The sequence below is a fragment of the Photobacterium frigidiphilum genome (assembly GCF_003025615.1).
In the GTDB taxonomy this organism is placed as follows: Bacteria; Pseudomonadota; Gammaproteobacteria; order Enterobacterales; family Vibrionaceae; genus Photobacterium; species Photobacterium frigidiphilum.
The window spans coordinates 45,461-61,558 of record NZ_PYMJ01000031.1 but is presented as its reverse complement, the minus strand read 5'-3'; the positions used below and the strand labels follow the sequence as shown (position 1 = coordinate 61,558).

The 16,098-nt window shown below is 42.9% G+C and carries 10 protein-coding genes and 1 pseudogene; 3 read left to right on the top strand and 8 right to left on the bottom strand.

Going from position 1 to position 16,098, the window contains the following annotated elements; genetic code table 11:
- Window positions 1-23 precede the first annotated feature (23 nt).
- The 6 genes from C9J12_RS22885 to C9J12_RS22860 form a co-directional block, all read right to left on the bottom strand.
- Window positions 24-1,946 (bottom strand): ABC transporter ATP-binding protein, encoded by a 1,923-nt coding sequence (locus tag C9J12_RS22885; protein WP_107244815.1) that lies wholly within the window; start codon window positions 1,944-1,946, stop codon window positions 24-26.
- Window positions 1,939-3,732: an ABC transporter ATP-binding protein gene (locus C9J12_RS22880; RefSeq protein WP_107244814.1), complete on the bottom strand. Its 1,794-nt coding sequence runs from the start codon at window positions 3,730-3,732 to the stop codon at window positions 1,939-1,941. The genes C9J12_RS22885 and C9J12_RS22880 overlap by 8 nt, the downstream gene beginning before the upstream one ends.
- 112 nt (window positions 3,733-3,844) lie before the next feature.
- A complete protein-coding gene (locus C9J12_RS22875; RefSeq protein ID WP_265416161.1) occupies window positions 3,845-4,270 on the bottom strand; it encodes a glutamate--cysteine ligase family protein in 426 nt (141 codons plus the stop codon).
- Between the two features lie 199 nt (window positions 4,271-4,469).
- Window positions 4,470-5,024, bottom strand: coding sequence for an RNA polymerase sigma factor SigZ (gene sigZ / locus C9J12_RS22870; protein ID WP_107244813.1), 555 nt, complete (start codon window positions 5,022-5,024; stop codon window positions 4,470-4,472).
- A 102-nt stretch (window positions 5,025-5,126) separates the two neighbouring features.
- Window positions 5,127-5,699, bottom strand: coding sequence for a class GN sortase (locus C9J12_RS22865; RefSeq protein ID WP_107244812.1), 573 nt, complete (start codon window positions 5,697-5,699; stop codon window positions 5,127-5,129).
- Between the two features lie 23 nt (window positions 5,700-5,722).
- On the bottom strand, window positions 5,723-7,867 hold the full coding sequence (locus C9J12_RS22860) for a marine proteobacterial sortase target protein (protein WP_170111857.1): 2,145 nt from the start codon (window positions 7,865-7,867) through the stop codon (window positions 5,723-5,725).
- 893 nt (window positions 7,868-8,760) lie between these two features.
- On the opposite strand from C9J12_RS22860, the gene C9J12_RS22850 reads away from it, so the two are divergent.
- The 3 genes and pseudogenes from C9J12_RS22850 to C9J12_RS22840 all read left to right on the top strand — a co-directional run bounded on the left by C9J12_RS22850 (window position 8,761) and on the right by C9J12_RS22840 (window position 12,615).
- Entirely contained in the window at window positions 8,761-10,329 is a 1,569-nt protein-coding gene (locus C9J12_RS22850) for a cytochrome-c peroxidase (RefSeq protein ID WP_107244809.1), read from the top strand.
- Between the two features lie 183 nt (window positions 10,330-10,512).
- Window positions 10,513-10,602 (top strand): annotated as a pseudogene (locus C9J12_RS22845) (transposase); the annotation flags it as partial.
- Between the two features lie 303 nt (window positions 10,603-10,905).
- Window positions 10,906-12,615 carry an amidohydrolase gene (locus C9J12_RS22840; RefSeq protein WP_107244808.1) on the top strand — a complete coding sequence of 570 codons (1,710 nt, stop codon included), beginning with the start codon at window positions 10,906-10,908 and terminating at the stop codon, window positions 12,613-12,615.
- A gap of 41 nt (window positions 12,616-12,656) precedes the next feature.
- On the opposite strand, the gene C9J12_RS22835 is transcribed toward C9J12_RS22840, so the two are convergent.
- Window positions 12,657-13,553: a LysR family transcriptional regulator gene (locus tag C9J12_RS22835; protein ID WP_107244807.1), complete on the bottom strand. Its 897-nt coding sequence runs from the start codon at window positions 13,551-13,553 to the stop codon at window positions 12,657-12,659.
- Between the two features lie 38 nt (window positions 13,554-13,591).
- Window positions 13,592-15,985, bottom strand: coding sequence for an ATP-dependent helicase (locus C9J12_RS22830; RefSeq protein WP_107244806.1), 2,394 nt, complete (start codon window positions 15,983-15,985; stop codon window positions 13,592-13,594).
- Window positions 15,986-16,098 lie beyond the last annotated feature (113 nt).

Sequence of the window (16,098 nt, the reverse complement as noted above, 5' to 3'; positions counted from 1 at the left end):
AATGACTCTTTCTATTTTATCACTTATGCCGCGCTCACAGCCGTTAGGCCTAGCGTGCTGTTTTGATGTTCGTTTTCTTCTTGCGCTTTCTGTGCAAGGTATAAATCTCGGTAATCGCCATCTTGTTCGATTAGCGCCTGGTGTGTACCGCTCTGTATCACCTTTCCGCTGTTCATCACCAAAATTTGATCGGCGTTTTGAATCGTCGATAAACGGTGCGCAACGGTGATAACAGTTCTGCCGTCTTGGATATTCTCAAGAGCCTGCTTTACCGTTTCTTCCGATTCACTGTCGATATTCGCCGTCGCTTCATCAAGCAGGAATATTTTCGGATCGTGAGAAATCGCACGAGCTAATGCCAATAACTGTCTTTCACCCACAGAAAGCGTAGCGCCGCCATTGCTTGGTTGATGATCAAAACCATCAGGTAAACGATGAATGAAGCGATCCGCTTTCACCATTTCGGCTGCTTGTATCGCTTTATCACGGCTAGCTTTTAGTGCTTTATTGTCATTGTCATTAAGCGTACTGTCATCACTCGTATAGCCATGACTAAAAGCGGCATCATGAGATAAATCGATATTATCAACGATTGAACCGCTAAAGATGGTTGGGTCTTGTGATACCAAGCCAAACAGCTTTCGCAGTTGTGATTCAGGCAGTTTATTAAGCGGTTGTCCGCCAATAAGGATGTCGCCTTGCTGCTGTTGATAAAAACGCATCAACAGATTGATCACCGAACTTTTCCCGCTGCCGGTATGCCCAACAATCGCTGTAAACTCGCCACCTTTTGCCGTAAAGCTGACATCTTTGAGTACTGGCTTATCGACTTCGTATCCCATGGTTACATTACGAAACTCAATATCGTTGCTATCATTTATCTTCACTTCCGGCATCGATTGATTATGAATTTCAGAATCATCGTCTAGCAGCTCAAAAATACGTTTCGAAGACACAGTTGCAACCTGCAATTTGTGCAATTCCATCGATAACTGTCGGAACGGGTCAAAGAAGCGCTCAATGTAGTTCAAAAACGCATATAAAGTACCAATCTCAACAACGGTCGACATCGATGCTCCTGCAAACCACGCTACAATGCCTGCTGCTGTCAACGTCGAAATCAAGCGCGTCAGTGGTAACAACATCAAGCTATCAATTGCGACTGACTTAGCACGGAAGTTAAACCAGCTTTGGTTATCTTTCTCAAACTTAGTTTGGAACGCCTTTTCTTGACGAAACGCTTGAATCAACGCCATACCTTGCAACGATTCGTTTATTTGCCCGTTAATATTGCTGACTTGAACTCGAATGCCGTCAAACACTGACATTGAAATCTTGCGATACAAATGCATCGTCATCAACAAAATAGGAATCAGCACCAAACTGAGCAACATCAAACGCCAATCCAGTAATGCAATTGCGATGAAAATAGCCGTGATGCGCAATGCACCTTGAATCACGGTTGGAATCGTCGAAACGTACATATTCCGTAGCGATTCAGTATCGTTGGTAATGTAAGAGACCAGTTTACCCGTTGATAATTTATCGAACGTCGCAATAGGAAAGTTCAATACATGGCGGAATAGTTGTTCACGTACGTCTTTAACCACCAGCAATGCACTGTGTTTAAAGGTGACCGCTTGTAAATACCCAAACACCGCGGCAAACACATAGAACAGCATCATAAGCCCGATCAATGTGATAAGTTGTTGCCATTCAAATTGCAGAGGCACAATGACCTCATCCAACACAATTTTAGCCAACCATGGAATAGCCATCTCGGCACTGACCGCAAGCGCCAACATCAAAAAGGCAAAGCCAAAACGCGCTTTGTGCGGCAATGAGAAGGTCAATAAACGGCGATAAAGCGCATTATCTTTCACTGGTTGTTGCTTCTCTGTCTTATTTTTATCTTGTGGTGTTTCACTTGTTTGACGCTTACTCATCGTCTTTTCCCTCAATGCCAGTACATTGAATAGCAGCATCGCCACTTATGGACAGCCCCAACTGGCTTTGACGTTGATAAACCATTGAATACCAGCCTTGATTCGCCACCAACTCATGGTGAGAACCACGCTCTTCTACCTGCCCATCATTCAATACTAAGATATGATCAGCTTCGATAAGATTGGTTAGACGCTGTGTCACTAGCAACATGGTTTTATGGGAATAATGCGCCTTTAGGTTTTGACGAACTTGCACTTCAGTCTTCATATCTAACGCACTAAATGGATCATCCAACAAAAGGATATCAGCACCCGACAATAGAGCTCTAGCAAGAGTCAAACGCTGTTTTTGACCACCCGATAGATTCGTACCGCCCTCTCTAAGTGAAGTATCAAAGCCTTCAGGCATCGCTTCAATTTCTGCTCGAATACCCGCCATTTCAGCCACATGCTCGATTTCTGCTTGCGACGCATCAGGTTTCGCCAACGCGATATTCTCTGCGATAGAGCCTGAAAACAAGTGCGGCTTTTGAGGAACCCAAGCCAGCTTACTGCGTAAGGAACCAAACGTTAGGCTGTCGCTTGGCATACCTGAAATGTGAATTATTGATGGCATCTCAAGTTGAAATTGGCGTAGTGCCAAGTGCAATAGCGTGCTTTTACCGCTGCCCGTTGGCCCAGTAATGCCGACCAACCCGCCCGATGGCAAATCAAATTTCACCTTATCGAGCGCTTTACGGTTCGCTTTTTGATAAGTGAATGACTTGATATCAAAAGACATACTTGCGTCCGCTGTTTTCGGTAGTGTTATGTCACCTTCTACGACTTCAATATTTTCAGCAAATAACTGCTCCAGACGACGCCATGACGTCTTACCTCGTTGAAATACATTGAACTGCCAACCAAACTGCATAAATGGCCCAAGTAGTTGCCCAAGGTAAAGTGTAAAGGTAGTAAACAATCCCACAGTTATGCTGCCTTGTTCTATCAACCATGCTCCGTAGCCCAGTGAAATGACGAACGACAGCCCATAGACTAATTGAATCGTGGGACCAAATGCCGCATCCACTTTTGCAACTAAAAGATTTGCATCTACCGTTTCATCTAAGGTTTTTCCAAAGCGCTGTTCTTGACGATCAGAAATGCCGTGTGAGCGAACCGCACGAATACCCGATACCGTTTCACGAGTCTCTTCGGTTAGATCAGAAAACGCAGATTGCGCCTTACCAAACGCCTTATGTAGCTTGACACCATAGCGGCGAGTAATGAGTACTAATAATGGGAAGGGAAGCAGTGCGACAGCGGTAAGTTCACCACTAACAACAAAGATCATTCCCAAAATGACCGTAATACCTGCGATCAAAGAGTCCACCAATGTCATGACCCCCATTCCCATGGTTTCTTCCACCGCATTAAGGTCATTGGTCGCATGTGCCATCAGATCCCCTGTACTTCTGCGAGCATAGAATGCAGGTGACAATTGAGAGAACTTTTGAAACAACTCACTTCGAATCACACGAGTTATCGCAATAGAAGCACCATATAGTTTGCTTTGCCATACAAAACGCAAACCGTACATTGCCGCGCCCGAGACAATAATCCCGGCAACATGCGTGATCATAGCTTGAGAGTCTAATGTCCCTTTACTAATGCCGTCGACAATTCGACCGATCAACCATGAAGGAATCAAATTGACCAACGCAACCACCTGCAATGCCGCAAAGGCAATCAGATAGTGTCGGCCAAACATTTTAAGGTAGCCCTTTAATTTCCAAAGAATATTCATAATTACACAATTTTCTCTTGTGCTTGGTTTGCCTGAGATTGGGGCGAATGGCACCGAATTGGCTGCATCCGCTTTCCATAACGATTGGCTAGCCCTTCACGGTAGCGAGCCTTCACCATTCCAGCATTCCAGCATTCGAAGTACCGTAACGAGCAATAGGAATATCGTGATCATCAGGCAATGCAGGGGGCATACTCGCAGCCCACATCGACTCACTCTCATTCAACTTAGCCGCAACAAAGTGGTGTAAAAAAGCCAGTGTTTCAAATGTCTCACTTCTCTCATTAACCGCAGGAGTCACTAACTCTTGCTGCGCTTCTGAAAAATCGGTGGTGATGTACGGGAGAGTAAGTGCAGAGCCCAAAGATACAGGGTGTGGTCGTTGAGAAAGCGCCCCATTGGGTGTAATTCGAACCATTTCACGTTCAATTCCACGGCGAACATCACGCAGGGTTTCTTTCGCTTGATCGCTTGCTAAAAATTCCAGCATTTCTATAACTGGTGTCTTAACCTCAGAGGGGATAGCTTCATTTCTCATTTGTCTTATTCGATAAAAATGTTATTCATTCTATTAAGACGCAGAGAAATGAAAAAAGACGCAATTTTTTAAAAAATTCCCCCAAAAAATTAAAATATAGATAGAGGCAAGGTGAAGACGCTCTTCTAAAAGAAGAAAACAACCCAGAAAGTAAGTCGATTTATAGAAAAAAACACCAATGAAATGTTAAAGCTCAGGCTTAACCCACACCGTTACTTTTAGCGAATTCAGCACACTCTGCTTTGGGATAGAAATCAATGATACCTTCGCGTCCCATTTCCACATTACAGCAATTCGTTAGAATTTCTTTAAGCTTAACTCGGCCACGTTGAACCCGACTTTTCGTTCCTGATAATGACAACCCTAATTGTTCAGCGACTGCCTTTTGAGATAATCCATCTAATTCAGAAAGAATCATTGCTTGACGATATTTCTCTGGCAAACAATCAAACATCGGGCGTAAGCACTGCCCCATAGTTTGTAAATTGACAACTTCAGCAGGCACCTCTTCTTCTATTTGGTTATCCATCAGCTCTTCATGGCTTTGGTGCGATCGGTAGAAATCTATAATCGTATTATAAGCAATGCGATACAGCCAATTTTTAAGTTTATCTTTAGCTTCTAGCTGGTGAATTTTCTGGCTTGCTTTAATGTATACCTCTTGCAAGATATCGTCAGCTAAGTCTAGATCACCTGTTTGTTTCACTATGTAACTTCTTAATTGGTCTTTGTGTGTTAACCACTCCGCTAGCATAGCCTTTCCTCAATTTACGATACTTACTTACTATATTTCGATAATAATGGAATTGTAAGTAAATTTAAAGTGTCAAAGACCAAGTAAGTCGATTGTTAGTCTTTATGCAGGTATGGCGGTTACCACCCATCGCAAAGGACCATTCACGCTAACAGTAGTAAAGGGGTAACACGTAATTAAGGTTAACTGCGACCACGGCGTTTGTGCGGCTAACTTTGTCTCTTGTTGATTCACTACCTGTAAACTTGTGACAATGTAACGTACTGTCTTTCCATGCTCACCTTGTACTTCAATGCCATCGCCTATTTTAGCTGTTTCTAACGACTTAAAATGCGTATCGTTATGCCCGTAAATCACCACATTGCCCTGCTCATCTGGCTTTGCAGTGAATAACTGTAAAGTAGGCCCAAAAGCCAAGTTACGCCCACTAACACCCGCCAGTACTGTTTGTTGCTCACCGTTAGGTAAAATCAATTGCGCAATGGGGGAAGTATCTGCCCACGGCCATGGTTTAGTTGGAATACCTGTTGCTGTTTGTTGTTGCCAAGCCTGAGCAATTAACACTTGTGCGAGCCACGCCTTCGCTTGGATATAGCCCCCTCGCCCCATCAGTAACAAGCCAACACTCAATACAACAACCATCAAAGCTGTACGAACATTAGAAAGCGTTAACATCGTTTTACCCTTTTCGTTTTGAACTACGATCTCGTGCGGCGTATCGTGATGCGATTCTTAGAGGTACACCCTATTAATAAAGCAAACAGTGACAATAATGCGCCGAAAAAAATCATGACTTCACTGTTAGTACCCGTTTGAGCCAATTGGTATGGTGCGGGCTGTAAAGACGCCTGTTTCGACTTCCACCCTTTTGGTAGATGCGGTTTCACGTTGGCATCATTAACCTCTTCACCTTCTGCACGGGCTGGGGTTTTATCAACAGCAATCAAACTGGTATACCGCGTTACAATATGGTGCTTCATTCCTAATAGCTCGATATGTTTTTTCTTCTCTTCCATTGATATGTCAGGGTTCATTTGTATGCTGCTAATTTGATTACGCGCCCATATAATGTCTAACCCAATACGCAGTTGAGGTTGTTTTTCGTCTATCGCCAAACCTTGATATACATCTACTTCGTTACGCCATTCATGATCAACTTGTTGGCCTGTAATTATCAAATTAGCGGCATTTTCAGGGATCTTAAATGATACTTGCAGAGGTTCTTGTTGATATAAGTCCGGCATCGGATTTGGCCAATAATCAACAGATCTACCATCAGACCATGTCAGTTTAATATCACGCATTACGGGTTGGCTGATTTTAGAAAACAGTAACCGCATTTTGGTATCAACCTCTTTCACATCACCAATGTAGGTATACGTACCTTTGCCTTTCATTGCTGCACGGGTCATAAAATAACTGTTTGGTGCAGAGCCAATACCGACGGTAAATAAACGACGATCAACCAATTGTTGCTCAATCAAATCAAACAATGCAGTTTCGTTACCAACGCTGCCATCAGTAATAAACACAATTTGATTGAGCCAACGTGTGCTATTCGGTTGATCATGTGTTTTTATTGAAAACGCAGCCTTTAAAGCAGCTGTCATTTCTGTTCCACCATCTGCATCTAACCCATCAACAAAACGTAATGCACGAGCGATTGTTGCCGGGGTGACTGCCAGTAATTGCTCAGAATAGAGCATAGTTTCATGATTAAACGTTACGATATTAAATGAATCTTCAGGCTGTAGTTGCTGTAAACCGTACTTCAAGGCTTGTTTCGCTTGCTCGATAGATTCGCCGTACATCGAACCTGAAATATCGAGCACAAAAATGACAGACTGGTGAAACAAGGCACTGTTCGTCGTACTATTAGCTTGATGATTCACTTGCGGTGGCATGGTCAATAATAATCCATAGCCTTGCCCTTCGACATGTTGAGTAAATAAGGCAGTAGAAGGTAAATCCGTTACTTTCGGTCGCCATGATAAAACCACATCACGATCGGAAATATCAGGCTGCATCAAAGACAGCGTGTAATGATCGTCAGATAACTTCTGCCGAGTAAAAGCATGAGATGGCGTATTAATGACTTCGAGAGGTAACCCAGCATTCAGATCAATATTGAGTGAAAAAGGTAATGTTGGATCATCTTGTGAATCACGTAGAAAAGGAGTAATTGCGTTCGCATCGGGCACTTTATTTAATGGCACAACGGGAATATAACGAGGTGCAATCACTGTGGGGAAACGCAGGCTGAATTCGCCATCGCGGTACAACACAGTTTCTTGGTATTCAATTTCAACAGTGACAGATTCATCAGGCGCAATATTGGCTACCTGAGTTGAAAAAATATTTGGACGATGTTGTTCAACTAAGCTGGCTTTCACGCCTGCCTGTTGCGCCGCTTCATATTGTTTTTTCGCAATAGCTTTAGGCTGAATATCCCCTTCTATAAAGCGTTCACCAATCCACAACCGCAAATGGTCGACAGCCGCTTTATCAGGTAAAGGAAATATGTAGCGACCATGAATCCAATCTGTGCTCGTATTCTTGAATGTCTGACGTACTGTGACCCGATTGACCAAGCCATTCACCGTCATTGTTACATCAGTCGACAATAATGGCGCTGTTTGAGTGCCATGTTCATCACGATATACCAAGCCTAAATCGTCCGCTTGCACAGCCAATGAACACAGTGCCAATATGCCTGTTAGCCCACCCATCGCTAATTTAAACAACCCTTGTTTGGGAAGTCCTTTTTTTAATGGCTTAGACCTATCCCTAAATGCGCACCAATAGGCGGTAATCACCCACGTTTTCATACTTACTCTGATCATGACGTCGCCTTCGCTTAACCCATTAATCGCAAGGAACTGTTTCCTGCTAATAAGGGCATTAAAGCAAACAAGCATGGCGTGAACAGGCAATAAAAGTGATTAATTATGGATGAAAAGTGGCGAAAAAAGGCATTCCCTTCGAAAGGTAGCAATTAATATCTTCTTACAAACAGGTAGAGGTAGGGTTAACGTTAAATATTAACTATAAAGAGGTTTATAATTGTTGATGATGATCATAGCCCACCACTCTGATCTGCGAAAAAACGGAATCTGGTTTTATCATTTTACGTTATCGTCTTCGTAGTGCAAAAGTCAGTTTGTTGTTGCCAAGCCTGAGCAATCGCCTTAAAAAGTAGGCCTTTGGGATAAGTTATGAAGCAGTATATGTCACGTGCTTCATAAGGGCTTTCAAAGTCAGGAGTAAACTGTCGATATTTATTAATAAGTGCAAAAAAAATAATACCCAGAAACAGAATTACTAATATATTTTCATTAGCGTTTTTCTTCACGTTTTTTTATCACTAAATTATTTATCTTTATACTCCCCCCACTTTTATTGTCTAACAACTTATACATTGAATTTTAATATCTATTGGTCGGCTCAAATTATTCTATAGCAATTTAATTTATCAAAGGTGATAAAAGTTACACAAAGAAGACAAAATGGCTAAAAAAAAGTTGTGTCTCATATCTTAACAATCACACATTGATTCAACACTTCAACCCCGATGCAAACCTTAGATTATTACAACTTTTGAGAATCCTTCCAACGCCATTCACCCTATTTTATTTATGACAGCAACTTACAAGTTGACTGGGACTTCAAGCAATTAATGGAATCAAAACTATCATGCTTGAACAACATGAATCATTACATGCAAAGGTGCACAATAATGACTCGATCAAAAATCACAAAAATGGCATTTAAAATCAGTGCTAGAAATAAAAGCAAATCGGCAATGTTAATTGCTTCCGTCGGGTTAGCTATTGGAGTATCTGTCATTTCCAATACCGCCAATGCAAAGTCTGGTTCGGGGGAGTATGATCTTACTTATTTAGAGGAGTTCGGAAAACGGTTATTTTTTGAAAACATTTCTGATCCGAAGCGAATGGCCTGTGCATCCTGCCATAGTCCAGATGCCGGTGGCACCAATGGTCATTCTCAAACTAACCAGACCCAAGTTGCCGTCACTGGTGCTGATCCTAATGGTCAAAATCATGGTCAAAACCCAGATAAAGAAGGCGGTAATCCAAACCCCAGACATCCAAATGCTGGTGCCCTAAAACCGCCGACAAACAAATACGTCCAGTTTTTAGATGAGTATGGGGAGCGCTCTGGCACCCCTAACTTTAGTAGTTCTTGCGCCCCATTTCGTTTACCTTGTGGTGGTGCATTCTGGAATGGACGGGCAACCGGAACCCAGATTGAAGAAGCTGGTATAAAAGTATTTGATGGATTGCCGGATGGCAATAAATACGAAGAGATGTATACAAAATATCTCGGCCCAGTAGCAGATCAGGCTCATGCAAGCCCTTTCATAAATCCAGTTGAGCAGGGTCATAAAAACAAGCAGGCAACCTGCGAACAAGTAGCAAAAACCAAGTGGGGTTCTGAACTGTACTATTTTTCATGGGGTAAAGAACTCGACTGTAAAAAAGATACCGATTCAGCTTTTGGACGGTTTGCTGTTGCCTTGGGCGCCTGGCAGATGTCAGCTGATAATAACGTATTTAACGCCAAGCGAGACACTGCTCTGGAATACGATACAATACACGACAATGGCAAATTTCCGCTCATGGGTTTGACCGATGAAGAAAACCTAGGGCATGATCTTTTCTATGGCGCTCCACGCCCCTTCGGTGGCGCTGGTGCTGGTTGCCTCTTCTGTCACCGCAGTGTCCGTAGTGGAGAAACGAGTGATGGTACGGATAAATTTGAACGCTATGCCGATGATTCCTACCATAATATTGGCGTACCCAAGAATTATGAAGTCCCGGGTATTACTGAAACAACAATACCAGATATGGGTGTAATGTTTTTAACTGATATTGAAAGTCACGAAGGGCTTCATAAAACACCGACCCTACGTAACGTTGACCAGCGGCCAAATAGTAACTTTACCAAAGCCTTTACCCACAACGGTTATTTCAAAACTCTTGGGCAATTAGTACATTTCTATAACACTCGGGATATAAAGCCAAACTGTGAAGTGGAATATGGAATACAAGCAGCGACCGTTGAAGAGGCCATTGCAAACAACTGCTGGCCAACTTCCGAATACCCAGGAACAACTGCAAGAGGTATCACTGGTGACCTGAGGCTGACACCCAAAGAAGAAGCTGCGATTGTGGCCTATCTAAAAACGCTTACTGACACAACGGTGGTCAAATCACCATTACCGTACCATTCATCAAAATATGATGAAAGTCGTTTAAGCCATACTTACCTTCCTAAACCTTGATAGTAACTACCCGATAGCCTAACAAACCAGCTATCGGGTTTTATTGTTATCTCAAAACCACCTATGCCGGTGGTGATTGCTCCTTGGGGCTATAGTCCATAAAAATGCCCATATTAGAAGTAACCTCATAATCACCACTAGTAAGAGGAAACAACGAACATTGACGACTACCGAAATTCATCACATGCCCACCTTGTCGCAACTATTCCACCCAAAGTATCAACTTCATCTTTAATGAGAACGTTAAAAGGAAGAAGTGCAATTCGACTATTTTGGCGGTTGAACTCTCCCCCCTTTTTTTCATAGCCTCGATACGCTAACTCATTCACTTTAGTTCACCATCACTATCACAAATTCATGATAGTGAGCATTTTTCATTATCTAAAAAATATCGTTATGCTTTTCCCACTTAACAATTACACAGCCTGTTTACCAGTAAACATCGTCATGATGTCTCTAATATTGGCATTATGCAGAGAAAACGTACCAAAGTGGAAATACACTATAGTATTCATTACGTTCGCTTATGTTAGCGTTCAATTGTTAAGTCTCACACTCTTATAAAAGGAATGCTCGATGAAAAGCATCAAACCAACTCTTTTGGGACTTATGATAATGACAGCACAATCTGGCTTAGCGCCTTCAGCAATAGCAGCACAGCAAACTGCTGAGACGATTCTAACCAATGCTGTTTTTTATACTGGTCAGCCCGTCAAAGCTGTAGCGATTGCTGACGGAAAAATAATTGCGATGGGCAAACAATCTGACATCAATGCTTACCGCTCACCAAACACTGAGGTTATCGATCTTGAAGGCGCTTTTGTATTACCTGGCTTCGTCGATAACCATAATCACGTTTTTGAAGCAGCATCAGAAGCGGGTGGTAATTGCGAACTGAGTATGGATGCATCACTTGAAGAGCAAATCCCGTACTTACTGCAATGTCGTAAAACCAGTCAAAAAAATGCGTCGTCAAAAAATGATTGGCTAATGGGGTACGGCTTTTCACTCGATATGACGTTGAGCGATGACAACACTCGTACACCGCTTGAAGTACTGGATGAGATTTTCCCCGATCAACCCGTTGTGTTGATGGAACAAACATCGCACTCCATGTGGGTGAACTCCCAGGCTTTAAAACTGGCTGGCATCACGAAAAACAGCCCAGAACCGCAAGGTGGCAAGATACTCACCGACCATGAAACCGGCGAACTTAATGGCATTTTGTTTGATAATGCGGGTGACGTCGTGATGGAAATGGCGTGGAACAGTTTAGCTGATAAATTTAACCAAAGTTACGACGGGCTCATGAACGGATTAGAAGAAGCCGCTGTACACGGTATCACTACCATTGGTGACGGACGCTTGTATTGGAAGCGCGGCTGGTATGACGTATGGAAAGCGGCAGAAAAAGATGATGCGTTAACAGCGCGTGTGTCGTTACGTCCGTGGATTTACCCATCAGATAGCATTGAAGCTCAACTTCCCTATTTAAAGCGTATTCAATCTCGGGATCCTGAATCACGCTTGATCGTCGATCAGGTCAAAATGTATAGCGATGGTATCTTGATCAATGGCACTGCTAAAACACTGGCACCGTATCTGTCTACTTACATCGAAGATGAACCATACGGCATTAACTACATTGCCCCAACGGTAATGAAATCATGGTTAAAAGCACTCGATAAAATTGGTTATGGGGCGCATATTCACGCTATCGGAGACGGTGCGATCAATGAATCTTTGAATGCCATTGAATCTGTAAGACAAACACATTCAAACCGTGATTATACGCTGACCCATGTCGAGATGGTGCAAGATGCAGACTTACCGCGTTTCAAAGCCCTCAACGTGACGGCTGATTTTCAGGTAGGTTCAGATTACATCGTTGAACATGACCATGAATGGGCTGTTCCTTTTATTGGCGAGAAACGTGCCAACAACATGATGCAAGTGAACCGTTTATACCAAACTGGCGCGAATGTCAGTCTAAGCAGCGATTGGAACGTGCACGATATCAACCCATTAGTGGGCATCAGTAATAGCCTTTTAATGGGAAAAACAGGCTTACCTGATATCAAAACAGCCATCGATGCTTATACGATTAATGCAGCGGTCAGTTTAGGCTTAGACGATATTACAGGCAGTATTGAAGTCGGAAAATCGGCAGACTTTGTAGTGCTAGATAAAGACATTCGCACCATGAAACCTAAAAACATTCCGAATGCTTTTGTTATGCTCACCATGCTACAAGGTGAAGTAGTGTTCAATAGTGAGGACGAATAACATAATCGGGAGTAACGCAATTAGGGGTAACAAATAGCTTACTACTCGACGAGTAAGGCATGTTCTGTTTTTATCAGTGATAATAACAGCTTGCCTTGCTCGGTTTGTGACAACCCATGTTGCCATACTGCTTCAACACGACGGCTCATCGCTGCTTGTTCAAAATCGGTCGATAATACCTGTAAGCGTTGATCTGCCTGATTAGTCGCTAGATATGGGGCGATCTGATCATACGGCAACATTGCATAACCCACACTGTTTTGAAGTACCGCCACTAAAGAAGCTAACTCGGTAAAGGTTGCATACGTTGGGCTATAACCGACTTCTTCATCATCAGTCATTGCTTCTCGAGTCCAGATCAGCTCTCGATAGGCTGACAAATGATCGGCTGTTACTACAGATTCAGACGCTAACGGGTGCGATATCCCTGCCACCAGCACATCTCGGTAACAGCCCAATCGACAATAATCAAAATCACTGTAATGCAGTGTGGTATGTTCGGTGAGCAATGTAATGTCTAGCGAGCCATCATCTAGCCCCACCAATAACGCTTTACGGCTATTGGTCGACACTTCAAGATTAACATTCAGTTGCTGCAACGCCTTCACCCACACCGCTTGCAAACACGATTGGGGAATATAATTATCAATACCAATCCGTAACAAGGTAGGTTCTTCAAGGGATAACGCTGATGCACATGCTGTTAGCTTGTCTGCTTGGCTCACGGTATGCACCATCATTGGCAGCAGCTCTTCCCCCGCTGCACTTAGGCGAATACTGTTACCTGTTCGCTCGAGTAAAGTAACCCCAAAATCGATCTCTAGATCTGAAATCCACTGGCTAACCTGCGACTGACGCTTCCCCATAGTGCGGGCAGCTGCGGAAATAGAACCCAGCTGGTGAGCAAGTACAAACGCTTTTAAATGTTGAATATTCATGACACTTTATTCCTACTCACAAACAGAACCATTCACACTCAGTAACGTCGACCTTTAGCGCGCGCGATAACGATCAAACGGTTCACCAACACCTTTTGCTTGGCATCATCTTCATTCTTGATCGCCGATTTCAAATCCCGTAAAACACGAGCCAGTTCGGTTTCAAGGTATTTAATGGTTTTCGTTTTAACCATTGAGCGAATAAGTTTTTCGCCATTAGCTGGAATAGGCTGTTCTATTGCCCATTTATAACTGTACCCTTCCTTGACTGAAGGAGCGGTTATTACAGGCTCTGGCGGTGCTTCTGCCATATCATCTAAACGGCCTAAATGTTTACAGTAACCCTGTGCGATCGGTGATTTATGATAGGGGATCGGTTGTGACTCATACAGCATAGGGCCCAAAGCTTGCGCCACTTTCATATTCGCTTCTAACACGAATTGGCTGGCATTTTTATCTGGCCTTACGTATGTGCCTTTTTTAACAGGTTCAACGGTATAGTAAATTTTAGCCTGCTCTTTAGCCCGCGTTATACCGACGTAAGCTAAACGGCGTTCTTCTTCAGTATCTGCAGAAATACCCGCCGACGAACGATTAACATACGGGAAAGCATCTTTATCCCAATACGGTAGATATACATGGTTATACTCGCAGCCTTTAGCACGGAAAATTGTGGTGAGCTGAACTGGTTGTACAGCTTCTTCTCCCCCACCGATTACACCTTGTTGCTGCTGTTGTTGACTTGAATTTGAACTTGGATTTTGATTTTGATACGAATTACTACGGGAGTTTGACGCCGACTTCTGAGAATAATACTCAAAGTATTGCAGTGCTTTACCACAATCTTGATCCATTGAATCTAAAACGGTTTCGATACTGTCTAAGCGCTCAATGGCTTCTTCAATTTCTGATGCGGTCGATTCTGTTTTCCAAATCCATGCATCTAGTTGGCTTTCAGCACGGTACTGACGGTATACACTAACCGCTTTCACGCTACCTTTTTGTTGTAATCGAGCCAACAAGTTCACTCGCTCAATAAGCGTATCTAACTTGCCGTCCCCTTTCGCTTTTTCCAACTTCTTAGCGTGTAATTCCCATTGCGTCGCAGGCATGTTTGCCAATTCATCACAAATCGGACGTAACTGCGCATTAGGTACATAGCAATGTGGAAAACACAGCAAATTAAACAATGATGTCGCACGAATATGAGGTTCGTTTTCATTGAAGCGCCCCGTTGCCAAGCTCATAACATCTAGTAACAGTTTGACCTCTCGGCTGTGGGCTAACACTGAAGGCACTGGCATATGATAAGGAATTTGCTTAGTCAAAAAAGCCAATTCAAATAGTAACGTTTGTGACCAACGACGTACTAAAATCGCCACTTCAGAAGGTTTTCCACCTTGCGCTAAATACTGCTGGATTGATTGTACGATTTCGCCCACTTGGCGTTCACTGCCAATCACTTCCACCAAGGTATCGTCAACATTATCGTGAGATACGGTTAAAAAATCATGGAAACGTTGCTTATTGTTTGAAATCAAATGGCTAGCAGACAGCGCTAAACTGTGCCCAAAACGGAAAGTTCGCGATAAGGTATAAGTTGTCGCAGGTGCGAAATCTTCATCGAAATTGAGCATAAACTGTGGTGCACTGCCGCGCCATTTGTAGATACACTGATCCACATCGCCCACCGCCACCAGCTGAGCGTTCGGTGCGAGTAAATGTTTTAGCAACCAATATTGCGCTGTGTTGATATCTTGAAACTCATCAACCACGATAAATTTAAAACGTTGATGATAGAAATCGCGAATATTGGTATTCGTTTTCAATACATGTACAGATTCAACCAACCAATCATCAAAGAACAACAGCTTCTGCTCTTTTCGTATGGTTTCAAACTGCCAATATGCATCAATAATAAACAGGTATTCGCGGTTAATGTCCGACATCTCGAACACTTCTTTAGGCGGTAACATGTAAGCTTTAACCAAACCAATGAAGCTCATTAAAAGCTCAATAGTTTTGGGATCTTTAATCAACTGCTGACGTTGATAACTTTTTTCACCCGCAGCGACAGTGCGTAAGATGGATTTAGCGATAGTTTTGTCGCGATCGCCTTCATTAAAACTGAGCTGAAAACCAGTTTCATTCAAATAGCCTGTTTGCTTAAGCAATTGCATACAAAAACTGTGAAAGGTATGAACAGGAACAGCACTGTTAATATCTTTCGCCTGCAACTTGGCTTGGAAATCAATTCGAATGTCACGGTTAAACATCATCACCAACATTTCGTTGGCAGGCACGGTATCGAGTTTATTTGCAATTAAGCCGACTAACGTGGTGGTTTTACCGGTGCCCGCCCCCGCAACACACAAGGCATTGCCTGATTGGTGATTAATGAAGGCTGTTTGTTCTGGGGTAAAACTCGTCATGCTTTGATTCAGCTCTTAAATATAATAAACAAAATGGACTCGATAAACGCGCTGTATTTGAACATGATATAACATTGAAAGCAGCAAACACCGCGTCTTTTATCTTCACACCA

Excerpts from the sequence above, each read along its gene's own strand:
- C9J12_RS22885 (WP_107244815.1), bottom strand. The coding sequence starts at position 1,946 with ATGAGTAAGCGTCAAACAAGTGAAACACCACAAGATAAAAATAAGACA.
- sigZ (WP_107244813.1), bottom strand. The coding sequence starts at position 5,024 with ATGCTAGCGGAGTGGTTAACACACAAAGACCAATTAAGAAGTTACATA.
- C9J12_RS22860 (WP_170111857.1), bottom strand. The coding sequence starts at position 7,867 with ATGATCAGAGTAAGTATGAAAACGTGGGTGATTACCGCCTATTGGTGC.
- C9J12_RS22840 (WP_107244808.1), top strand. The coding sequence starts at position 10,906 with ATGAAAAGCATCAAACCAACTCTTTTGGGACTTATGATAATGACAGCA.
- C9J12_RS22850 (WP_107244809.1), top strand. The coding sequence starts at position 8,761 with ATGACTCGATCAAAAATCACAAAAATGGCATTTAAAATCAGTGCTAGA.
- C9J12_RS22835 (WP_107244807.1), bottom strand. The coding sequence starts at position 13,553 with ATGAATATTCAACATTTAAAAGCGTTTGTACTTGCTCACCAGCTGGGT.
- C9J12_RS22865 (WP_107244812.1), bottom strand. The coding sequence starts at position 5,699 with ATGTTAACGCTTTCTAATGTTCGTACAGCTTTGATGGTTGTTGTATTG.
- C9J12_RS22830 (WP_107244806.1), bottom strand. The coding sequence starts at position 15,985 with ATGACGAGTTTTACCCCAGAACAAACAGCCTTCATTAATCACCAATCA.
- C9J12_RS22875 (WP_265416161.1), bottom strand. The coding sequence starts at position 4,270 with ATGAGAAATGAAGCTATCCCCTCTGAGGTTAAGACACCAGTTATAGAA.
- C9J12_RS22880 (WP_107244814.1), bottom strand. The coding sequence starts at position 3,732 with ATGAATATTCTTTGGAAATTAAAGGGCTACCTTAAAATGTTTGGCCGA.